Below are 23693 nucleotides of genomic sequence, written 5' to 3'. Positions count from 1 at the left end.
GGATGCACCGTCGGTGTGGCGCTGACAAGAGGGTGGCATGAGAAGATTACTGACGACATTGGCGATTTTACTGGTGGTCGTGGTGGCGGGAATGTCCGCGCTGGTACTGCTGGTCAATCCGAATGATTTTCGCGGTTACATGGTCAAAAAGGTCGAGCAGAAGAGCGGCTACCAGCTAACGCTTGAAGGCGACCTGCGTTGGCATATCTGGCCGCAGCTCAGTATTTTGGCCGGGCGCATGACGCTGACCGCGCCGGGCGCCAAGGCGCCGGTGGTGAGCGCGGAAAACATGCGCCTTGACGTCAAACTGTTGCCGCTGCTGTCACATCAGCTGTTTGTGAAACAGGTGATGTTGAAAAATGCCGTCATTCGTCTCACGCCCGACAGTGAAGAGCACTCACAAGTGGACGCCCCGATTGCGCCGGCCGGCAGCGGCGCTGATGCGGCAGACACGGCCTGGAAGTTCGACATCGATAACTTGCGCGTCGTGGACAGCCTGCTGATTTGGCAGCGTGCCGACAACGCGCAAATCAATGTTCGGGACATCAATCTTACCCTGCAGCAAACGGAGAAACGGCAGGCGCAGCTTGAACTGTCCAGCCGGGTCAACCGCGATCAGCGCGACCTGGCCTTCAGCATGACGGCCGATATCGATTTGCAGCAGTTCCCGCACCAGATCGGCGCCAAAGTGACCCAGTTCAATTATCAACTGGCCGGGGCGGACATTCTTAACGGCGGCATTCAGGGCGAGGGCAATGCCCAGGTAGTCTATCAACAGACGCCGGCGCAGATTGCCGTCAGCCAACTGAACGTCAGCGCCAACAACAGCCAGTTGGCCGGCGATATCAGCGCCACGTTGGGGGCGGTGCCGGGCTATGTGGTGAATCTCAATTCGGCTAACCTCGATCTCGACGCGCTTTCCGGCTGGCAATCCAGCACCAATACCGCCGAACAGCCCGCCGTGACCGCCGCGCCGGTGATCGCCAGCCAGGTCGACGATCGGCAGCAGAACCTGGAAGCGCTGCGCGATTTCAATGCGCAGTTGAGCCTGCAAGCGGCGCAGTTGACCTATCGCGGTATGAACGTCACCCAATTGGCCGTTGCCGCGGACAATCAACGCGGCCTGCTGACGCTGCATAAGCTTGCCGGGCACTTGGCCGGCGGCGATTTCTCCTTGCCGGGATCGCTCGACGCACGCGGCAATAAACCGGTCATCAGCGTGCAACCGACGCTGAACCAAATTGAGCTGGGCACGGTGCTCAAAGCTTTCGACATGCCGCAGATGCTGACCGGCAAGTTCAGCATGAAAGGGGATCTGACCGGCGATCGCCTCTCTTCACAGTCATTTGAGCACCGCTGGCGCGGTACGGCGCAGCTGGCGATGCAGGATGCGCAACTGCACGGTTTGAACATCCAGCAACTGATCCAACAGGCCGTGGCGCGCAATGACAACAGCGTGCGCGGTCAAGACAGCTATCAGCGCTATACCGAAGTCAAAAATGTTTCGGCGCAAGCTACCCTGAACCAGGGCACGGTCAAACTCAGCGGCCTGACGGCGGATTCGCCTTTGCTGGCGCTGACCGGCGCCGGCAGCATCGATATGCCGGGCAAACAGTGTGATATGGCGCTTAACGTGCGCGTCACCGGCGGTTGGCAAGGGCGCGGCGAGCTGATCGAACAGCTGCAAAAAACGCCGATCCCGCTGCGGGTCTACGGGCCGTGGCAACAGCTGAATTATCAACTGCAGGTCGATCAGGTGCTGCGTAAAACGCTGCAGGATCGGGCCAAGGATGCGCTGAACAAGTGGGCTGAAAAGAACAAGGGTTCGCGCGAGGGTCAGGATTTGAAAAAGCTGCTCGACAAGCTGTAATCCCTCCTGACGCGGGCCGTTTTGTGGCCCGCGTCAGTATCGACGTTTCCCGCGATAATTTCCCTCCGTTACCTTGATGAAGGTCATGAAGACCCGCGATCAATTTGTGCAGAGTAAGGGCGCATTCTGCTATGACTATGCGCCTGAGCGCGAAAAAATGACGAGTTGAGGAAACATGATAGAGCTTCTTATTGGCGCGGCGGTGGCGGCGGGCGTGGGCCGTTATATCATCAAAGGGTATTCCGCCACGGGCGTCTTGATGGTGGGAGGGCTGCTGCTGCTTGGCATCAGCGCCCTGATGGGGAAAACGCTGTTGCCGTCCGGCGCCGCATCTACCGGCTGGCGCGCGACCGATATGATCGAGTACGTCAAGATCTTGCTGATGAGCCGCGGCGGCGATCTGGGCATGATGATCATGATGCTGTGCGGTTTCGCCGCCTATATGACGCATATCGGCGCCAACGACGTGGTCGTCAAGCTGGCCTCGCGTCCATTGCAGATGATCAATTCGCCTTATCTGCTGATGGTGGCGGCCTATTTTGTCGCTTGCCTGATGTCATTGGCGGTTTCTTCCGCGACTGGACTCGGCGTATTGCTGATGGCGACGCTGTTTCCATTGATGGTGAACGTTGGCATTAGCCGCGGCGCCGCGGCGGCCATTTGCGCTTCGCCGGCGGCGATTATCCTAGCGCCGACTTCCGGCGACGTGGTGCTGGCAGCCAAGGCGGCGGAAATGCCGCTGGTGGACTTCGCGTTCAAAACCACGCTGCCTATCTCGATTGCGGCCATCGTCTGCATGGCCGTGGCGCACTTTTTCTGGCAGCGTTATCTCGATAAGAAGAGTGATGAACAGCACCACATCATGGACGTCAGTGAAATAAAAACGCATGCGCCGGGGTTCTACGCGATATTGCCGTTTACGCCGATCCTCGGCGTGCTGATCTTCGACGGCAAATGGGGACCGGAGCTGCACATTATTACCGTGTTGGTAGGGTGCATACTGTTGGCGGCTGCGATCGAGTTCGTGCGCAGCTTCAGCGCCAAACAGGTATTCAGCGGCCTGGAAGTGGCGTATCGCGGTATGGCGGATGCATTCGCCAGCGTGGTGATGCTGTTGGTGGCCGCGGGTGTCTTCGCGCAAGGGTTGAGCACCGTCGGTTTTATCAGCGGGTTGATCGGGTTGGCGCAGTCGTTCGGTACCGGCGGTTTGATCATGATGCTGGTGTTGGTGGTGATCACCATGCTGGCGGCCATGACCACCGGCTCCGGCAATGCGCCGTTCTATGCGTTTGTCGAACTGATCCCGAAACTGGCGGCACAGATGGGCGTGAATCCTGCCTATCTGGTGATCCCGATGCTGCAGGCCTCTAATCTCGGCCGTACGCTGTCGCCGGTTTCCGGCGTGGTGGTGGCGGTCTCCGGCATGGCGAAAATCTCGCCGTTTGATGTGGTGAAGCGTACTTCAGTGCCGGTAATTGTCGGGTTGGTGGTGGTGATCGTGGCGACGGAGCTGCTGGTTCCCCAGTAAAAGGAAGGCCGGGCGATGCCCGGCCTCGATGTTAAACCTCGTACTCCTCCGGTGGAGGCGGCGGGGTGATCTTCACTTTCAGGATGCGGTGGCTGTTGACCTCCAATGGTTCGAACAGGTAGTCACCGATCTTGATTTGTTCTCCTTCTTGCGGCACGCGCTGGCTGTGTTCCATCAACAGCCCCGCCAGCGTGTGGTATTCGCGCTTTTCTTCCAGCGGCATCGGCAGATACAACACCAGATCTTCCAGCGGCATATAGCCGTTGGCGGTCCAGCTGCCGTCCTCGTTTTGCTGAATGTCGTGGCGTGCGTCCACCTCTTCGCCGGCCTCCGGCAGGTTGCCGGCGATGGTTTCCATCACGTCCGTCAGGGTGACGACGCCTTCGACGGAGCCGAACTCATCGACCACAAAGGCAAAATGCGTCTGCGCCTGGCGGAATTGCTCCAGGGCGCTTAACAGCGTGAGCTGCTCCGGGAAGATCAACGGTTGGCGTATCAGCGCTCGCAGATCCAGCGGCGCCTGCGCCAGTTGCTGTTTGAGGACGTCGATGGTGTGGATCACGCCCAGCGGTTCGTCGCTGGCGCTGCTTTCCACCACCACGATGCGCGTGTGCTGATTACGTTCCAGCAACTGCGTCAGCTTTTCCTGCGGATCGTTCAGCTCAAGGTATTCGACGTCGTGACGCGAGGTCATGATGCTACTGACCGTGCGCTGCGCCATGCCGAGTACGCGTTCGATCATGCGCCGCTCTTGCTGATTGAAGATCTCGCCGTTTTCGCTGTCGCTGTCCGCCAGCAGGTTGGCGGAATGGCTGTCGACTTCCGCTTCTTCATGTTTGCCGCTCAGCATGCGCAGCACCGCTTCGGCGGTGCGTTCACGCAGCGGCCGCACCTTCGACAGGAAGCGACGGCGGTTGAACTGCGCCAGCTGGTTCAGCGCCTCGATCATGACCGAGAAGCCGATCGCCGCGTAGAGGTAGCCTTTAGGAATGTGATAGCCAAAGCCCTCCGCCACCAGACTGAAACCGATCATCAGCAGGAAGCTCAGGCACAGAATGACGATAGTCGGGTGAGCGTTGACGAAGCGCGTCAGCGGTTTGCTGGCCAGCAGCATCAGGCCGATGGCGATACAGACCGCGATCATCATCACCGCCAGGTGATCGACCATCCCCACCGCGGTGATCACCGAGTCGAGCGAGAAAACGGCGTCCAGCACCACGATCTGCGCCACTACCGGCCAGAAACGTGCGCCTTTGCGCGCGCCGTGCTGCTCTTCGTCCTTGCCTTCCAGCCGCTCATTGAGCTCCATGGTGGCTTTGAACAGCAGGAATATCCCGCCGACCAGCATGATCAGATCGCGGCCGCTGAAGGGGTGCTCCGCGACGATGAACATCGGTTTGGTCAGCGTCGCCAGCCACGAGATGGAGGCGAGCAGCGCCAGACGCATGACCAGCGCCAGCAACAAACCGACGACACGGGCCTTATCTCTTTGTTGTTTTGGTAATTTGTCCGCCAGAATGGCGATGAAGACAAGGTTGTCTATACCCAGCACGATTTCCAGCACGACCAAAGTGGCCAGGCCGGCCCAAATTGTTGGATCAGCGATCCATTCCATACGCCCAATTTCACCTGTAAGTTCTACGGCTTATGCCGCACGGGAATGATGGGCGTTGAGGCGGCAAAATTCAACTTTAATCGGGAGGATGTGGTTCAGAACAGGAGGATTGCCGTAAACATCGATCGGCGCCGAGCGGCCAAAGGAATCAAGGGCCTGGGGAGCAAATATCTACCGGGATGCCATGCGCTCAGAAAAGAAACGCCTTATTAAATTTATTTAAATCAAAACATTAAAACAATTTTCTTTGGCTATGATTCTTATCGGTATGCGGTACGAGTAGTCTTATTCTGAAAACGGCTGACTGGGGGGATCTAAGGCTTGTATCACTTAGACATTAGTATAAGAATCTTAGTCATATAACGGCAGTAACTAACATTGTTTGGTTATAAAGGCACCGGTTTTTTTATTTTTTTGTGAACAGCATGACAGTTCAAACGAAGAATGAGTGCCGCTTTGCATAAAAATTGCCTGGCTCATGCAATGACGTGGGGGGATGCGTCATTAACAGTACTTTGGTAGCTGCAAGCCAAGGGCGGTAGCGTGCCCGATTGGATCCCCTTGTTCACGCTGCACAGATGAATGCAGCGCTACGATGAATTGGAATGAAAATGCAAACAAGACTTAAGGCAGTGATCCCCGTTGCGGGCTTGGGAACCCGTATGTTGCCGGCGACCAAGGCTATCCCTAAAGAAATGTTGCCCGTGGTCGATAAGCCCTTAATTCAGTACATTGTTGCTGAATGCGTGGCGGCGGGGATTAAAGATATCGTATTGGTCACGCATTCATCGAAAAACGCGATTGAAAACCATTTTGACACTTCGTTTGAGCTGGAGGCCATGCTCGAAGCGCGCGTGAAGCGCCAACTCCTGAGTGAAGTGCAAAGCATTTGTCCCCCGGATGTGACCGTGATGCAGGTGCGTCAAGGACAGGCGAAAGGGTTGGGGCATGCGGTGCTGTGCGCCAAACCAATGGTAGGTGATGCTCCTTTCGTTGTGCTGTTGCCTGATGTTTTATTGGATGATTCTACGGCGGATTTGCGCAAAGAAAATCTGGCTAAAATGATCCAACGTTTTGGTGATACGGGTTACAGCCAAATCATGGTTGAACCTGTGCCGGAACAAGATGTGTCCAAATACGGTGTGGTAGATTGCGCAGGCGCGACGATCGCCGCGGGAGAAAGCGCACCGATGACGGCGGTGGTTGAGAAGCCGGCCCGCGAGGATGCCCCTTCCAATCTGGCCGTCGTCGGCCGGTATGTGCTTGCCGCCGATATTTGGCCGCTACTTGAGAAAACCCCTCCCGGCGCGGGTGATGAGATTCAACTGACCGATGCGATTGCGATGCTGATGGATGAACAAACGGTTGAAGCATTCCATATGAGCGGTAAGTCCCATGATTGTGGCGACAAGTTTGGCTATATGAAGGCGTTTGTGCAGTACGGTCTGCGTCACGGTTCGGAAGGTGAAAATTTCAGCCGCTGGTTGAAGCAGACGTTGGGAAAGTAACAGGCTGTCGCCACTGCGGCTGAAAGCGATCACGAGATTGAATGAGGTCTACCATGACGAAGTTGAAAGCGGTTATTCCCGTTGCCGGATTGGGCATGCGTATGCTGCCGGCGACCAAAGCGATTCCGAAAGAGATGTTGCCAATCGTTGATAAACCGTTGATTCAATACATTGTCAACGAATGCGTCGCGGCGGGGATTAAAGAGATCATCCTGGTGACGCATTCTTCCAAGAACGCCATTGAAAACCATTTCGATACCTCATTCGAGCTGGAGGCGATGCTGGAGGCACGCGTGAAACGGCAACTGCTGGATGAGGTGCAGTCGATAACGCCAAAAGGCGTGACGCTGATGCACATTCGCCAGGGGCAGCCAAAAGGACTGGGACATGCCGTTCTCTGCGCTAAACCGTTGGTCGGTGATTCTCCATTTGTCGTTCTGTTGCCGGACATCTTGCTGGATGACGCAAAAGCCGATTTGAAGAAAGACAACCTGTCACACATGATTGCGCGCTTTGAGCAGAGCGGCCTGAGCCAGGTTTTGGTGCAAAAGGCAGACGAACACGTACTGCATGATTATTCCGTGGTTGAGTGTGAGGCCAGCAACCTGAAACCGGGTGAAAGTGCTCGTATCACATCGATTATTGAAAAACCGGCGCCGGAAACCAAGTTGGAATCCAACTACTCTGCGGTAGGGCGCTATGTCTTGTCCGCCGATATTTGGCCGCTGCTGGAGACCACGGAACCGGGAGCCTGGGGGCGTATTCAACTGACCGATGCGATTGCAGAATTGTTGAAACACAAACCGGTAGAGGCGACGGAGCTGGTGGGGGAATCGTTCAACTGCGGTGAAAAACTGGGTTACCTTCGCGCTTTTGTCACTTATGGGTTGCGTCACCCAACCCAAGGCAAAGCTTTCCGTGAATGGGCTGAACAGCTGTCGCTTTGAGTAAAACTTCTCGCTTCTCTCGATGAGGGCCGTTGCCATCATGGCGGGAGAAGCTAGAATAGTTGTTGAATTTTGGGGAATTTCACTGTCCCATTTTTTATATTAGTATACATTTTACTGCGATTATCCGAGTTGCTATGGCGAGAGAGTTTTATGCGGTATGGCCATGTGCTTATGACAAGTCGCTGTTATTAATAAAAAATTAAAGTTTAAACTCGCCTCCGCACTGATTTTTACCGGTGCTGGGCATCACAGTTTATTTATCCTGCTCATAATAGCTTTGCTCTTATCAACGGCAGATAAACGTTCTCGATAATTGCAAACAGAGCCCATGTTTTGAGACGGCGCAGCAAGCGACAGACAGTTTGATAAGGTTACAGAGACGCTGCCACGGTTGGCGCGCATAGTAGCTTTGCAGATACATTTACTTGAAAGTGATGATAATTTGATGGCAAAACGACAATTGAAAGCGATATCACTATTGATATCGATTAGCGTAATCAGTGGATGCACTGTTTTTCCTGGAACCCATTTATCGACCAGCGGAAAAGACGTCGTAAAACAAGAAGATGCTGACTTCGATATCGATAAACTGGTCAACATTTACCCTATGACACCGAAGCTGTTGGACTCAATGCGTCCGACACAGGTGGTTGCTCAGTCGAATGCGCAGCTGGATGCATCGTTGCGTACGTATGAGTACCGGATCGGGATCGGCGACGTCCTTAACGTTACCGTCTGGGATCACCCTGAGCTGACCACGCCTGCGGGGCAATACCGCAGCGCCAGCGACACAGGCAACTGGGTACACTCCGACGGCACGATCTTCTATCCTTATATCGGTAAGGTAAACGTGGTGGGTAAAACCGTTACCCAAATCCGCGATCAAATCGCCTCCCGTTTGGCTCAGTACATCGAAAGCCCGCAGGTTGACGTCAATATTGCCGCTTTCCGCTCGCAAAAAGCTTACGTGACGGGCGAAGTTACCAAATCCGGACAGCAGCCGATCACCAACGTACCTTTAACTGTGATGGATGCGATTAACGCTGCAGGCGGTCTGACTGAAAATGCCGACTGGCGCAACATCGTTCTCACGCACAATGGAAAAGAGCAGAGTCTGTCGCTGCAAAAGCTGATGCAGAATGGCGATCTGACCCAAAACCGCCTGCTTTATCCTGGGGATATTCTGTATATTCCGCGCAACGACGATCTTAAAGTGTTTGTTATGGGTGAAGTTAAGACCCCTGCGACGCTTAAAATGGATCGCAGCGGCATGACGTTGACGGAAGCGTTGGGGAATTCTCAAGGGATAAGCCAAGCTGCGGCCGATGCGACCGGCGTGTTCGTTATCCGGCCATTGCACGGAACGCAGGGCAACAAGCTGGCTAATATTTATCAGCTCAATATGTCCGATGCGACAGCATTGGTGATGGGGGCTGAATTCCATCTGCAACCGTATGACATTGTTTACGTGACGGCAGCGCCAATCGCGCGTTGGAACCGTCTGATCGTTCAGTTGGCACCAACCATCGATAGCTTCAACAATCTCACGGAAGGCTCACTGCGTATCCGCAACTGGCCGTAGTAGGGGGGTTAGCCATGTTTGATTCTATCTTGGTTGTCTGCGTAGGTAATATTTGCCGCTCCCCCACGGGGGAGCGTCTCTTGAAGCGGCATCTGCCGGAAAAAGAGATCGCTTCCGCAGGCATCGGCGCCTTGGTTGGCAAAACTGCGGACAAGAGCGCTATTTCCATTGCGGAAAAACATCAGCTGTCGTTAGAGGGCCATGAAGCCAGACAGTTGACGAAAGAAATGTGCCGGGAATATTCATTGATTCTGGTTATGGAGAAAGGGCATATCGATGCCGTTTGCCGTTTGGCTCCGGAGGTCAGAGGCAAAACCATGCTTTTCGCCCATTGGTTGGGACAGAAAGAAATTCCCGATCCCTACAGAAAGAGCGCTGAAGCGTTTGAGTTTGTTTACCGCCTTCTTGATGATGCAGCCCAAAAATGGGCCCAGGCATTAAATCGTTAACCAGAGATTACAATGACTGATAATACGAAACCAGGCTTATCAACAGCCAATAATCATGATGAGATTGATCTAAGTCGCTTGTTGGGAACTTTAATTGATCACCGCTGGCTCATCATCGGGATTACTGCGTTATTCTCTGTTGCCGGGATCATTTATTCACTGTTCGCGACTCCGATATATCAAGCTGACGCGATGGTTCAGGTTGAACAAAACGTCGGTAACTCGTTGGTCAACGACCTATCCCAAATGCTGCCGAACAGTCAACCGGGCTCTTCCACGGAGATCGAGCTGATAAAGTCACGCATGGTGACGGGCAAGACTGTCGATGATCTGAACCTTGAAACGGTGGTGCAGCAAAAATACTTCCCGGTATTTGGTCGCGGCTGGGCCCGCTTGACGGGAACCGAACCTGCCAAAATTGCGTTGTCCCGCCTCAATGTGCCAGCCAACTCAGACGATCTTGAGCTGGAATTGACGGTGATCGACGCAAAGAACTATGTGTTGAGCAATAACGGCACCGAGATTATCAAAGGGAAAGTCGGTGCGCTGGAAAGCGGCCATGGGGTTTCCTTGCTGGTAAGCGATATTTCAGCGGAGCCCGGCACCGTATTTGAAGTCGCCAAGTTGGCGCGACTGGTTGCGACCAATAATCTGTTGGATGCATTGACCGTTGAAGACAAAGGCAAAGATACCGGCGTTTTGGCGTTGAGCTTGACCGGTGACGATCCGATATTAGTGCGAAACATTCTTGACAGCATCAGCAAAAATTATCTGTTGCAGAACGTCGAGCGTAAATCGGAAGAGGCCGCTAAAAGCCTGGATTTCTTGAAAGAACAACTGCCGGAAGTTCGCAGCTCGCTGGATAGCGCCGAAGATAAGCTCAACCGTTTCCGTCAGGCGAATGATTCTGTCGATCTGTCACTTGAAGCGAAGTCTGTTCTTGATACGATCGTGGGGGTTGAGGCTCAACTGAATGAGCTAACGTTTAAAGAAGCGGAAATCTCCAAACTTTATACCAAAGAACACCCTGCTTATCGTGCACTGATGGAAAAACGCGCTACGCTGCAGCAAGAAAAAGACAAGCTGAACAAGCGTGTCAGCGTCATGCCGAAAACCCAGCAGGAAATTTTGCGCTTGACCCGTGATGTGCAGGCCGGGCAAGAGATTTACATGCAGTTGCTGAATAAACAGCAAGAGCTGGGGATTACTAAAGCGAGCACGGTTGGTAACGTGCGAATCGTGGATCCTGCCGTTACGCAGCCTCGTCCGGTTAAACCGCAAAAAACCATTATCGTACTGATAGTCACGTTGCTTGGTGGCTTGTTCTCGACGGGTTTTGTATTGCTTAAAACCATGCTGCATCGCGGCATCGAAAGCCCGGAACAGCTGGAACAGCAAGGGATCAACGTTTACGCCAGTATTCCGCTTTCTGAATGGCAGCAAAAAAGCGACCGCGAAACCATGCTGTCCGGCAAGCGCAATAGCAACAGGAGTTACACCCTGCTTGCCGTGGGCAATCCGGCCGATCTGGCGATCGAAGCCGTTAGAAGCCTGCGTACCAGCCTGCATTTTGCCTCCTTGGAGGCCAAAAATAACGTTCTAATGATTTCGGGCGCCAGCCCAAGCATCGGTAAAACGTTTGTCAGTATCAACTTGGCAGCCGTTATCGCTCAGGCGGGGCAACGTATTCTGGTCGTGGACGCCGATATGCGTAAAGGCTACGCCCACTCACTGTTAAACTGTGAATTGGGCGTAGGGCTGTCTGATGTATTGTCAGGACAAGCGACAGCGCAGCAAGCGGTCAAAAAGACCTCGATTGAGAATCTTAGCTTTATCTCGCGTGGCAAGATCCCACCGAACCCGTCAGAGCTGTTGATGCACAACCGCCTGACGGAATTCCTGGAATGGGCGGGCAAAGAGTATGACATCGTTCTGGTCGATACCCCGCCGATCCTGGCGGTGACGGATGCCGCGATTGTCGCACGCAATGTAGGCACTACCTTGTTGGTCGCGCGTTATGGCGTGAACTCGCTGAAAGAGATCGAAGTGAGTATTCGTCGCTTCGAGCAAAACGGCATGGAAATTAAAGGTATTATCCTTAACGCCGTAGAAAATAAATCGGGTAGCGCCTACGGCTACTACGCTTACGAGTATAAATAAATCCCCTTCTAAGAAAAAGCTCCTCGTAATGAGGAGCTTTCTGATTCATTCAAAGTAATTAGTAAAATCCAATTTCGGAGAGAATAAATGAGTAATCTTGCAATTATTCCGGCAAGGGGTGGGTCTAAGGGTATTCCCAAGAAAAATATTAAAGAAATTGCAGGTAAACCATTAATTGCCTGGAGCATAGAGCAGGCACTAAATTCTTCGAGTATTGAGCGCGTTATTGTTTCAACAGATTGTGAGGATATTGCTGCTGTAGCCAGGGAATATGGCGCAGAAGTGCCGTTCATGCGCCCAGCTCATCTCGCGAACGATACCGCCGCGACGGAACCTGCACTTTTGCATACCCTGGAATGGTTGGCTGAACATGAGAATTACCATCCAGACTATACCGTCTTGCTGCAGGCAACCTCTCCTGTACGTAAAGATGATGCGATTGATTCTGCAATCAAAAAGATTATCGAAAAAAAAGCCGATTCATTACTGAGTGTATGTGAGTTTTGGCATTTCCTGTGGGAAAACGAAGACAATCCGAAAGCTTATTACGATTATTTAAACCGTCCGCGTCGGCAAGATATTAAGCCTGAAAATATCAAACTCAAAGAAAACGGTTCTATTTACGTTACGAGAAGTGACATTCTCCTCAGCACCGGTAATCGTCTTGGCGGTAAAGTCATTGCGCATAAGATGTCTGAAGAGGAAAGCTTTGAAATTGACACCCTGCTGGATTGGGCGGTTGTTGAAGTAATTTTGAAAAATTGGAGTGGGAGATAATTCATGTTAATCCAGAAAAAGATATCTGATTTTTTAGTGTTTGAAACAGAATCAATCATTAAAGCATTAGAAAAAATCAACTCGAACAAAAAGCGAATCATTTTTGTTGTCACTGAAGACGGCAAGCTGTGCGGCTCTTTTTCTGACGGTGATTTCCGCCGCTGGATCACTAATGGTGATTTCGATCTGAGTCGCGAAATGTCAGAAGTGATGAACCAGAACGTTCGCTATAAAAAAGTGGACGCGCCACGTAACGAGATTGACTCACTGTTTACGAATGGCGTTGACGTATTGCCGCTGGTTGATGACTATCGGCGTCTGGTCGCTGTGGCGCTGCAAAGCGAAAAAGGCCTGACGATCGGCAAGCACACCATCACTGAAACTTCGCCGACTTACATTATTGCTGAAATTGGCAACAACCATAATGGCGACATCAAGTTGGCTAAGCATCTGGTTGACCTGGCGGTTGACGCGGGGGCCGATTGCGTTAAATTCCAAATGCGTGACCTGAGCTCGCTATATAAGGGCGGCAACGATAAAGACAAATCAGCCGATCTTGGCGCGCAGTACACGCTGGATTTGCTAAGAAAATTCCAGTTGAGCAATGAAGAACTGATCGAAGTGTTCGATTACTGCAAGGAGAAGGGGTTGACCCCGCTCTGTACCCCTTGGGATCTGAAGAGCCTTGAAATACTGGAAAACTACGGTATGGAAGGTTATAAGGTCGCTTCCGCCGACTTCACCAACCACGAAATGTTGGCCGCGCTGGCTGCTACAGGCAAACCGCTGATTTGTTCTACCGGCATGTGCAGCGAAGCGGAAATCAAAAGCTCGGTTGATTTTTTGAAATCCAAAGGCGCCGAGTTTGTGATTCTGCATTGCAACTCAACGTATCCGACGCCGTTTAAAGACGTCAACCTGGCCTATATCAAGCGTCTGCAGCAGGTAACGGGTTGCCTGGTGGGCTATTCCGGCCATGAGCGCGGTATTTCCGTGCCGATCGCCGTTACTGCCTTGGGCGCACGCGTGATCGAGAAACACTTCACCATCGACAAATCTATGGAAGGCAATGACCATAAAGTGTCTCTTTTACCACCTGAGTTCAAAGAGATGGTTGTGCGCATCCGCGAAGTTGAAGAGTCCATGGGCAATGCCGGCGAGCGTACTATCACCCAAGGGGAAATGATCAATCGCGAGACTCTGGCGAAGAGTTTGATTATCAATCGCGATCTGAAAAAAGGCGAAATCATTACCCGCGAGATGGTAGAGGTGAAGAGCCCGGGCCAGGGGCTGCAGCCTCTGTATCTGGAGCAATTGGTCGGCAAGAAAGCCAATCGTGACCACGAAAAAGGCGGTTACTTCTACGAGTCAGATCTGAATGATGTAGCGATAGAGGCTAAGGACTATGACTTCAATCGTCCGTTCGGCATTCCTGTGCGCTATCACGATTACGGCAAGCTGAAGAATAAATCCAACCTGGATTTCGTCGAATTCCACCTGAGCTATCAGGACATGGAGCTGGATTTGACCGAATTCTTCTCCGGCGCTGAAGATATCGGTTTTGCGGTACATAGCCCAGAGTTGTTCGCCAACGATCATATTTTGGACTTGGCAACGGATGATCCTGCTTATCTTGCCCATTCGATCAAACAGTTGCAGCGTGTCTGTGATGTGACTCGCGCATTAAAGCAGTATTTCCCGAAAACTGAGCGTCCGGTCATCGTGGTGAATGCGGGTGGTTTCAATACCACCGGTTTCTTGCCGAAAGAGTCGCGTCAGGCGATGTACGAACGTATTGGTGCCGCTTTGGGGGAGATCAATCAAGAAGGCGTTGAAATTATCATCCAAACGATGCCTCCATTCCCATGGCACTTTGGTGGCCAGAGCTACCACAACCTCTTTGTCGATCCGGACGAGATTAAAGCGTTCTGTGAAAAATACGGCTATCGTATTTGCTATGATACGTCGCACTCCATGATGGCTTGCAATTATTACCAATGGGATCTTCATGACTTCACCCAGAAAGTCGGCCCTTATACCGCGCACATGCATATTGTTGATGCACTGGGTGTGGATGGTGAAGGGGTTCAGATCGGTAAAGGTGATGTGAACTTTGACGAGCTGGCGGATGATCTGCGCCGCTATGCGCCGGGCGCGCAATTTATTCCGGAAGTGTGGCAGGGGCACAAAAACCAAGGGGAAGGGTTCTGGCATGCGCTTAACTTCCTGGAAAAGTATCTGTAAATGAGTAAAGCCATTATGGGGGCTGCGGCTTTGTCGATAGGGGATATTCTCGGCAAAGTCATCGGCTTCATCATATTGCCTTATTTGACAGCACACCTTGGCGCGTCGGGGTACGGCGCGCTGACTCTGTATTTGTCCGTTATTCAGATCTTGATCATTTTCATTTCGTTCAGTGGTCAAGGTCTGTTGCCGGTCAAATATATGCAGGAGGGGGAAGGGAGCTCCCTGGTGTTCCGCAGAGATAACATCACCTTGGCTGTCGCGTCGAGCGTGCTATTGGTGGCTATATTCTACATAGTCACACTGGTCACCAAGATCTCAGTTTCTTTCAGTGATGGTTTTCTGGTTGTTTTAGCGTCTCTGGCACAAGCGCTGAACTTTATCAATTTATCGCATTTGCGCATTAGTCAGACCTATAAAGTTGCGGCTATCGGTCAATTTTTGCTTTCCGCATTCAATGTTTTGTTCACGATCGCCCTTTTTGAAATGATAGCGGCGACGCCAGGACAACGTTTGATAGCGATCGCGGCATCATTTTTCAGCATTCAGTTAGCCTATGAGTTCTTTGTCTACCGGAAGAGAGCGGTTAAACGCAGCGAGCTCGAGCCGTCGCGTAAACGTTATAAGGAAATCATTAGCTATGGAGTATCCTTATTACCGCATCACGGTAGTTATTGGATTAAGTCATCGGTAGATCGTTTCTTTATCGCTCATTACATGAGCACTGCTGTTGTGGGGGTTTATGGCTTGGCATTCCAGCTAACCTCCATCGTTATGCTTTTTTTTGGTGTAATCAATCAGGCGTTCCAGCCATTTATTTACCGCAAACTTAAAGCGAACGATTTTCGAGGCGTGGAGCTTATTCAATATGGATACACGGCTCTGGTTATTGTCTCATGTGTTATTTATTTCTTTATTCTGCCGTTTGCTTTTCCATATTTATTTAATGCTGAATTCAATAGCGCAATTTATTACTTCAACATACTTTTGCCTGGAACTGCATTTTTATCGATTTATTATATTTTTACGCACTCACTGTTTTACTATCGTAAAAATAAATTAATATCGATTATTACTATGGGCTCGATGATTACGCATTTGATTGGTATCTTTGTCATCACCATGACGGAAATAAAAGTTGAGTATTTCTGCCTGGTTTATGCAATTTCCAGTTTTTATGCATGTGCAGTGACTTTTTATTGTGGCAAGCGACAGATCGGCATTGAGAGGAAAAGATGCTAGCAAGTCTTAAACGATGGTTGCGAAACTTACGTAAGCAGCGTTATCGCTCAAAAGTTATCAGAGTGGCTGAAAGCTGCGGCCGCGATCCGAAAGTCAATTTTTTAACTGTGGTTAATAACAAAACCCGGCTTGGCAACAACTTCAACTCTAATGGCTTGACGGTGGTCGGCAAGGGCAGGGTTGTTATTGGTGATAATTTCCATTGTGGTTTTGGCTGCGTGCTAATTACAGAAAATCATAATCATCATGGAAACGCTATTCCCTACGATAATACTTATGTGCTGAAGGACACGCACATAGGAGATAATGTGTGGTTAGGAATCAATGTCATTGTTCTTCCTGGCGTCAGCATTGGTGAGGGGGCGATTATCCAAGCCGGCAGCGTGGTGGTTAAAAATATAGAGCCTTACGCTATAGCCGGTGGCCATCCTGCCAAACCCTTTTCGCAACGTGATGTTGCTCATTATCTGCAGCTTAAAGCTGAAGGCAAATTCCATTGAACGGCAACTAAACATTCATGCCCGTAGCTTAATCGGATATTAGAAATATGAGTAAGTACATTGCGTATATCGAGTCACCGCTTCAGGCTTTTAATCTCATTGAATATCTTGATGCGAATGACATCATGCTCGATCTGCTGATTGTCAATAAGCGCTCGGCCAATTCCGCGTTGAATCATGGGCAGATCGTGTATCTGCTGAAGATGATTAAGCATCGCTCCTTGAAAACCATTGATGCTGAGGGGAATTTGGGCAATGCTTTTGACATTAAGCGGCAATTGAAGAGCGCGACTTCAGTAGTGAGTGCGAAGGAAACTGTCACTTTGATCGCCGGTGAGTACCGCGCCAGAGTTTTTTGGATTTTGGCGCATAAGTACCCAAAAAGGGATGTAGTTCTACTGGATGACGGTACGGCAACGCTCAGAATTAAACGTTACAATAATGTCACTACTCGGAGCATCGTAAAGTCGGTTTTCCTTAAGTCACTTGGCATGATCAATAATGAGCGCGAAAAAATAACCTTTTTCTCTGTGTATGACATTGAAGGCAATGTTTCAAAACGCGATGTGGTCATTAAACACAGTTACCAAAACTTTAAGGCTAAACTGGCCAGCCTTCCTGATGGCAAGAACAGAGTCTTCATTATAGGCACGCCGCTTTTTGAGGCGGGGGTAACGTCTGTTGATGATATTGATTTGACGCTTAAAATGATAAGCGATTTAAAGTCAAACCAGACTGATGCCGAACTGGTTTATATTCCTCATCGCCGCGAACGTGAAGAGAAAATAGAGGAAATCAGAAAGCATGTAGAGGTTCGTCGCTTGGACTTTCCCTTTGAGGTTTATCCGATTGTGGCTGGGGAGAACGTCAGGTCTATAGCCGGTTTTTATTCATCATTGTATGATAATCTTGTAAAGATATACGATGAAAAAATAAAAATAACCGCTTATGTTCTCGATGAGAAAGTTTTGTCGCCAGAGTGGGTCGGATTCGTCGGCGCAATTTATAAAAACTATGAGAGTTATGAAAACGCGGACATTACGCTGATTAAAAACAAACTTTAATCTTATAAATTATATTTTGGTGATGGGAATGAAGATTGCTTTAATTAACACGCTTTATGCTCCTTATAAAATAGGTGGTGCTGAGGTATCAGTCCAACTATTGGCTGAAAGTTTGCAACGGGCCGGGCATGAGGTTGGTGTATTTTGTCTTCATGAACTTGATGAGGTAAAGTATGACACTCTTAATGGCGTGCATATTGCCTATTTACCTCTCAAGAATGTGTACTGGCCGTTCAAGGCATCAGCTGCAAGCAAATTAAAAAAAGCGGTGTGGCACCTACTCGATTCTTATAATCCATTTATGGCTCGAGCCATGCGCAACGAGCTACGCAAGTTTTCTCCGGATGTGGTGCATACCAACAACCTCAGCGGGTTTTCCGTTGCTGCGTGGCGAGTGGCCAAGAAGTTGGGGGCGCGCGTGGTGCATACGACTCGCGATTATTATCTATTCCACCCCAATGGCACGTTGTTTAAACATGGCCAAAATATGGATGTACAGTCGCCTGCAGTGCGCATCACCTCTTATCTAAAGAAAAAAGCCAGTCAGCGCGTGGATGCTTTTGTTGGTATAAGTAAATATATTTCCGCCTTGCATCAGGGAAATGGATTTGCTCGCAACGCGGTGCATACGCATATCTACAACCCTGTCGCGGCGATAGACTACGTACCGACCGTCAGCGAAAAGGTCAGGATCGGTTTTGTCGGTCGTCTCACCGAAGACAAAGGGTTTGATGAGTTTTGTGCTCTGGCAAAACAGGCCAGCGGCGATCCCCAGGTTGCATTCTACGCCGCCGGCAGATTCAACGGTGACGCTTCTGGCGAGAAGTTGAAGGGGTTGGCGTTGGAAGCAGGCATTCATTTGCTTGGCTTTATCAAGATTGAAGAGTTTATGGCGCAGATTGACGCCGTTGTTCTACCGACGCGGTGGAATGAACCCTTTGGGCGGACAGTTGCGGAATCAGCCATCTCTGGTAAGGTTGTGTATACGTCTTTCAATGGTGGAGTGGCTGAAATCGCCGCTTTTTACGACAACATTTTCGAGCTAAAAGATTTTTCTGTCGCTAGTGTGGTAAGCGTCGTTAGAGAAAATAACAATAAATCGCGTCGTTCGTTTTTTGAACTGGAAAAAATAACCGATGCCTATGAGAGTGTGTATAGAGGGTCATAATGAGAGTATCGACAAAGTCGCTGGTTGTTTTTCTTTTGCTGACGTACATGGCATTGCTCTCATTGAACGGCGTCGTGACCGTCGCTGCGTATATGTCGACCAGGGCACTTTTGTTATATAAAGACTTTTTTGCCATGGCAGTTCCAGTTTTCGTACTAATACTACTTTTTGCGCGTAATCCTACCGTGTCAAAACAGTGTAGAAGCGTATTGGTCTTTTTCTTGTCAATGGTAGTCTTCTCGTTAGTTTATATTCTTTTTAGTATGATTGCCGGAAGATTTGATTTCTTCCGTTCTATAGTTCAGTTTCGCTTAGAGTTGCTTACATTCGGTTCTTTTTTCTTCGCGGCTGTTTTACTTCTTTTCGAATATAATGAACGTGTCGAAATTGTTAATAAAATCATCAAGTACTATATTTTCTTTGCCGTATTGAATGCGCTTTTTGCAGTCGCCGAATCCAGCTTGGCAGGCCTGCTTTATGCGCTAATCGGTTTTGACCCAGGCCCGCAGTTGACACAGTTTGGTAAAGAATATGGTCTTCTGCTGCGCACTATCCAAGGTCAATTACGTGCTTTTGGTTTGCTCACCGGGCCATTCAGCCTCAGTGAATATCTGTTCTTTGCACTGGTGTTATCGCCTTATGTAAGCGTAAAACATCGCAAAAAGTATATTCTTCTCACTATGGTAGGGATCGCATTTTCAACATCGAAAACGGCGATCATTATGGCGCTGCTTTATATCATGTTCCTGATGTTGAGACGCTTTTTCTCTCAACGTTTTAGCCTGAACTCAGTTACCATGGTAACGATGGTCTTGTCACTGTTCTTTTATATTACGACAACCAATTACAGTATTTATGAGATGATATTTCCGAAGGAGAATGCTTACGCGGAGAACAGCATTTTACTTCGTACAGTCAATATAGAGGCCGTGCGAGCTGACAGTGAATATTCGCCATTTATCGGTGCTGGGTATGCTGTGAATGGCAACGCAGTGATTGGTGATGACAATACGAACTCAATCCCGCTTGACAGTATGTATATCTACATGTTGTCGAATTACGGGAATGTCGGCATCATTATTCTTGTTATCGTTGCGTCGGTTATTCTTGGCATTCTTTATCAACGTACTCGTCTTGGCCTTAACCCCAGTATTTACCTATACTGGATGATCTCGCTATCGATGAACTTTGTTTATAATAACCCGTTGACAAACTATCCAGGCTACATATTCCCAATTATTATCTCAATCTTGTTATTGTCGATTAGAACGCCCGAGACGGGGGCCGTGAGTCGGTCAAAGAAGAATGTAGGCTATATTCAATCGCTACATTGACGCGATATTATTTAAAGTTACGAGGTAATTAATGATCTATGTCAATGCGCGATTTTTAACGCAGGATTTGACAGGTGTTCAGCGGTTTGCTCAAGAAATATGTCTTGCGCTGAGTAAAATTAGGCATGATGTCATTTTTGTATCGCCACCTAATATTATTCATCACGATATCGCGTCGCAATTGAATGTTCAGGTAGTGGGTAAGAAAAGTGGCCACTTTTGGGAGCAGTTGGAGCTTCCTGCTTTTTTAAGGAAAAAGAAAAGTCCGCTTCTCATTAACCTTTGTAATACGGCACCGATCTTTTATCGTAATAAAATTGTTACTCATCACGACATTATATATAAACGCTATCCGCAAAGTTACTCTGCAAAATTTCGTTTTGTTTATAATAATCTAGTCCCTCTGATGCTACGTCACAGTAAGGCGTTGATCACGGTTAGTGAGTTTTCTAAAAAAGAAATTAGCCAGGCGTTTGACTACCCATTAAACAATATTTACGTAATCTATAATGCGGTCTCTGAGCAGTTTAAACCTGCTGCGCCAGTATCCGATACAGAGCGCCCCTATTTATTGGCTGTTTCGTCTCCAAATTATCACAAAAACTTTCATGGTCTGATTGCCGCTTTCTCTAAAATGGCAAGCAGCCAGGATGTAACACTGAAAATCATTGGAGCCGCCAATAAGAACTTCGCGGATGTGGGGTTTTCGACAAAAGAAGGTGCGGCGAACGATAACATACAGTTTTTGGGGCGGGTGAGCGATCAACAGCTTGTCGAACTCTATTCTCATGCTCGTGCCTTTGTGTTTCCTTCTTTATATGAAGGGTTTGGCATTCCTCCGTTAGAAGCACAGGCCTGTGGCTGCGCGGTAGTATCGTCCAATCGCGCTTCTTTGCCCGAGGTGTTGTTGCAGAGTGCATTGTACTTTGAGCCAGAGAATATCCCGGAAATGCAACAGGCACTGGAGCGGATTATACAGGATGAAGCGTTGCGCCAAACTTTAATCGCTGAGGGTTTTGAGAATGTCAAACGTTTCGATTGGATGCGTTCGGCTGCAGCGTTGAGCGAGATAATGACGAGAGCTATGTAATGAAAAAAAAAGTGCTGCATGTTGCCGAAACAGTGAAAGGTGGCGTCGCTACGGTAATTAGACAACTTGTACAGCAAAATGATGAATTTGATTTTTACTGTGTGTTGCCCGATAGCCAATACCGCGAGATCGGGGCTTTCCCTGATGAAAAAATGAAGGTATTTTCGCGCACCGGGAGAAATATCCCTTCATTTATCTCTTTGGCTATTAACTATATCCAGTTAGTGCGTAAAGAAAAACCGGATGTCATTCACGTCCACAGTACTTTTGCAGGGGTTGTTTGCCGGTTGTTAACGCCATTGGTAAGAATGACGTGCAAACCCAAAATTATTTATTGCCCACATGCTTTTTCTTTCCTGATGGACACATCAGAAAAGAAAAAAAAGGTCTATGCCAAGATAGAGAAAGTACTGCAAAAGAATACCGATGTGATCATCTGTACCAGCGAATATGAGAAAAGAACGGCACTGATGGCCGGAATGGATCCGGGTAATTTGACCGTGGTTTATAACGGCGTAGAGCCTCCTGTCGCGTTGTCCGATGAGACTAACCCTTATCATCAAGATAAAATCAATATATTGTTTGTTGGCCGCTTTGATTACCAAAAAGGATTTGATTTGGTTCAGCAGATTGCCGATAAACTGGATGACAGATTTTTAATCACGATCGTCGGCGGCAATGTGCATGCGAAAGAACAACCCGCGCCTCATGTCCGAATGGACTTTAAAGGCTGGTTGACGCCTTCAGCGATGGCTCCTTATTTCACTTATGCGGATGTGTTGTTGATGCCAAGCCGCTGGGAATCGTTCGGCCTTGTCGCCGTTGAGGCAGAGAGCTATGGATTGCCTGTGGTCGCCAGCCGCTGCAGTTCATTGCCGGAGGTGGTGAATGAAGGTGTTACGGGCTATCTGTTTACGACCAATGCAGCTGATGAGGCCGCTGAAATACTGAGTACTCGCGACAAGCGCGATTGGGGTGCAATGAAAGCAGACTGTGTCGATTTCTACAATGCTAATTTCACTTCAGAAAAAATGGTATCCAATACCTACCGTCTTTACAGATAATCGATACATCCACGTTTTTTGGAATGAAAATAAATTTTTTTCCTATTATATTTAATCGGTGAGAGTAAAAATGAGTAACCTTTATCCTGTTATTATGGCTGGGGGAACAGGAAGTCGCCTGTGGCCGCTTTCTCGTGAATTATTTCCCAAACAGTTTTTAGCACTGTGCAACGAGTTTTCCATGTTGCAAACAACGGTCATGCGGCTTAAAGGGTTAGACATTATTGATCCTCTTGTTATATGTAACGAAGAGCATCGTTTTATCGTGGCTGAACAGCTACGACAAATAACGCGTTTGTCACATAATATTATTCTGGAGCCGGTAGGGCGTAATACCGCGCCGGCAATTGCGCTCGCCGCTTTGCAGGCCGTTTCCAGCGGTGACGATCCGCTGATGTTGGTATTGGCCGCGGATCACGTCATTCAGGACGAAGAGATTTTCCGCGACGCGGTGAATCAGGCTATTCCTTATGCTGAAGCGGGTAAACTGGCTACTTTCGGCATAGTACCGACGGGCCCGGAAACGGGCTATGGGTATATTCAAAAAGGTACCAGCATCGACGGTTCCAGTATTTGCGGCGTTTCGCGGTTCGTTGAAAAACCTGATCTTGATACTGCGCAGCAGTATCTGACCAGCGGTGAATATCTCTGGAATAGCGGTATGTTCTTGTTCAAAGCCAGCCGTTACCTGGAAGAATTGGGGCGCTTCCGCCCAGATATTTTGGACGCGTGTAAGCTGTCGCTCGCGCATCTGACCCCTGATATGGACTTTATCCGCGTTGATCGAAACGCTTTCATCGCCTGCCCGGATGAGTCTGTCGATTATGCCGTGATGGAACAGACTGCAGATGCTGTCGTCGTGCCTCTGGACGCGGGGTGGAATGACGTCGGATCATGGTCTGCGTTGTGGGAAATCAGCGAAAAAGACACAAAAGGGAACTCTACTTTCGGTGATGTTCTTGAGCATAACTGTTCAAATAACTACATTCGCGCGGAGCATAAATTGGTGGCCGCTGTTGGGGTGAACAATCTGGTTGTGGTTGAAACCAAAGACGCCGTGTTGATTGCCGATAAAGATAAAGTGCAAGACGTGAAGGAAATCGTCAATCAGCTGAAACGGCAAAAGCGCTCCGAAAGCAAACAGCACCGTGAGGTTTATCGTCCATGGGGCAAACATGATGCGATTGCGCAAGGCGATCGCTTCCAGGTTCGCCGCATTACCGTGAAGCCTGGTGAGAAATTGTCCTTGCAGATGCATCATCATCGCTCGGAACACTGGGTAGTGGTGTCAGGCACCGCCAAAGTGCATACCAATGGAAAAATGCAACTCATCAGTGAAAACGAATCCATTTATATCCCTCTTGGGGTTGAACATTCTCTCGAAAACCCGGGAAAAATCCCGTTGGATTTGATTGAGATTCAATCGGGTGCCTATTTGGGCGAGGACGATATCGTGCGAATCGGCGATTCCGCTCAGCATAATTAAGAATTTTGGTGCGGCGGATATTTGAGCCGCATCGCTGTATTTACATTTGGTAAGGATCTCAA

The 23693-nt window shown here is 49.5% G+C and carries 18 protein-coding genes; 17 read left to right on the top strand and 1 reads right to left on the bottom strand.

Annotated elements, in window-relative coordinates; genetic code table 11:
• The first annotated feature begins 37 nt into the window (after positions 1–37).
• Positions 38–1870 (top strand): outer membrane assembly protein AsmA, encoded by a 1833-nt coding sequence (asmA, locus tag ACJ8KE_RS10220; protein ID WP_028127950.1) that lies wholly within the window; start codon positions 38–40, stop codon positions 1868–1870.
• A 175-nt stretch (positions 1871–2045) separates the two neighbouring features.
• The gene (gene dcuC, locus ACJ8KE_RS10215) at positions 2046–3398 is read left to right on the top strand and encodes an anaerobic C4-dicarboxylate transporter DcuC (protein WP_015377222.1); all 1353 of its coding nucleotides are present in this window, start codon (positions 2046–2048) and stop codon (positions 3396–3398) included.
• A 31-nt stretch (positions 3399–3429) separates the two neighbouring features.
• On the opposite strand, the gene ACJ8KE_RS10210 is transcribed toward dcuC, so the two are convergent.
• Positions 3430–5013, bottom strand: a complete 1584-nt coding sequence (locus ACJ8KE_RS10210; RefSeq protein ID WP_016928437.1) for a TerC family protein — start codon at positions 5011–5013, stop codon at positions 3430–3432.
• A gap of 611 nt (positions 5014–5624) precedes the next feature.
• On the opposite strand from ACJ8KE_RS10210, the gene galU (ACJ8KE_RS10205) reads away from it, so the two are divergent.
• From galU (ACJ8KE_RS10205) to ACJ8KE_RS10135, 15 genes are all read left to right on the top strand, one after another.
• Entirely contained in the window at positions 5625–6521 is an 897-nt protein-coding gene (gene galU, locus ACJ8KE_RS10205; RefSeq protein WP_028127951.1) for a UTP--glucose-1-phosphate uridylyltransferase GalU, read from the top strand.
• A gap of 53 nt (positions 6522–6574) precedes the next feature.
• A complete protein-coding gene (gene galU, locus ACJ8KE_RS10200; protein ID WP_016928435.1) occupies positions 6575–7468 on the top strand; it encodes a UTP--glucose-1-phosphate uridylyltransferase GalU in 894 nt (297 codons plus the stop codon).
• A 448-nt stretch (positions 7469–7916) separates the two neighbouring features.
• Positions 7917–9053, top strand: coding sequence for a polysaccharide export protein (locus ACJ8KE_RS10195; RefSeq protein WP_089184393.1), 1137 nt, complete (start codon positions 7917–7919; stop codon positions 9051–9053).
• Positions 9054–9067: 14 nt separating this feature from the next.
• Positions 9068–9502 carry an arsenate reductase/protein-tyrosine-phosphatase family protein gene (locus ACJ8KE_RS10190; RefSeq protein WP_016928433.1) on the top strand — a complete coding sequence of 145 codons (435 nt, stop codon included), beginning with the start codon at positions 9068–9070 and terminating at the stop codon, positions 9500–9502.
• A gap of 12 nt (positions 9503–9514) precedes the next feature.
• A complete protein-coding gene (gene wzc, locus ACJ8KE_RS10185) occupies positions 9515–11662 on the top strand; it encodes a tyrosine-protein kinase Wzc (RefSeq protein ID WP_028127952.1) in 2148 nt (715 codons plus the stop codon).
• An 87-nt stretch (positions 11663–11749) separates the two neighbouring features.
• Positions 11750–12439 carry an acylneuraminate cytidylyltransferase family protein gene (locus ACJ8KE_RS10180; protein ID WP_016928431.1) on the top strand — a complete coding sequence of 230 codons (690 nt, stop codon included), beginning with the start codon at positions 11750–11752 and terminating at the stop codon, positions 12437–12439.
• Positions 12440–12442: 3 nt separating this feature from the next.
• Complete coding sequence (locus ACJ8KE_RS10175) at positions 12443–14683, top strand: N-acetylneuraminate synthase family protein (RefSeq protein ID WP_016928430.1); 2241 nt, start codon at positions 12443–12445, stop codon at positions 14681–14683.
• Positions 14684–15925 (top strand): oligosaccharide flippase family protein, encoded by a 1242-nt coding sequence (locus tag ACJ8KE_RS10170; RefSeq protein ID WP_016928429.1) that lies wholly within the window; start codon positions 14684–14686, stop codon positions 15923–15925.
• Positions 15919–16425, top strand: coding sequence for an acyltransferase (locus ACJ8KE_RS10165; protein ID WP_071525944.1), 507 nt, complete (start codon positions 15919–15921; stop codon positions 16423–16425). The genes ACJ8KE_RS10170 and ACJ8KE_RS10165 overlap by 7 nt, the downstream gene beginning before the upstream one ends.
• Before the next feature lie 47 nt (positions 16426–16472).
• A complete protein-coding gene (locus ACJ8KE_RS10160) occupies positions 16473–17489 on the top strand; it encodes a hypothetical protein (protein ID WP_306376698.1) in 1017 nt (338 codons plus the stop codon).
• A gap of 28 nt (positions 17490–17517) precedes the next feature.
• Positions 17518–18657 carry a glycosyltransferase family 4 protein gene (locus ACJ8KE_RS10155; RefSeq protein WP_049299856.1) on the top strand — a complete coding sequence of 380 codons (1140 nt, stop codon included), beginning with the start codon at positions 17518–17520 and terminating at the stop codon, positions 18655–18657.
• The gene (locus tag ACJ8KE_RS10150) at positions 18657–19991 is read left to right on the top strand and encodes an O-antigen ligase family protein (RefSeq protein ID WP_016928424.1); all 1335 of its coding nucleotides are present in this window, start codon (positions 18657–18659) and stop codon (positions 19989–19991) included. The genes ACJ8KE_RS10155 and ACJ8KE_RS10150 overlap by 1 nt, the downstream gene beginning before the upstream one ends.
• Before the next feature lie 31 nt (positions 19992–20022).
• A complete protein-coding gene (locus tag ACJ8KE_RS10145; RefSeq protein WP_261105435.1) occupies positions 20023–21081 on the top strand; it encodes a glycosyltransferase family 4 protein in 1059 nt (352 codons plus the stop codon).
• Entirely contained in the window at positions 21081–22145 is a 1065-nt protein-coding gene (locus ACJ8KE_RS10140) for a glycosyltransferase family 4 protein (RefSeq protein ID WP_049299818.1), read from the top strand. The genes ACJ8KE_RS10145 and ACJ8KE_RS10140 overlap by 1 nt, the downstream gene beginning before the upstream one ends.
• Before the next feature lie 70 nt (positions 22146–22215).
• The gene (locus tag ACJ8KE_RS10135) at positions 22216–23631 is read left to right on the top strand and encodes a mannose-1-phosphate guanylyltransferase/mannose-6-phosphate isomerase (RefSeq protein WP_028127955.1); all 1416 of its coding nucleotides are present in this window, start codon (positions 22216–22218) and stop codon (positions 23629–23631) included.
• The last annotated feature ends 62 nt before the right edge of the window (positions 23632–23693 follow it).

The organism is Serratia sp. CY56464 (assembly GCF_052168435.1).
Classification (GTDB): domain Bacteria; phylum Pseudomonadota; class Gammaproteobacteria; order Enterobacterales; family Enterobacteriaceae; genus Serratia; species Serratia marcescens.
Note: the sequence above shows the minus strand (reverse complement) of the source record. Positions and strands in the feature narration are given on the sequence as shown.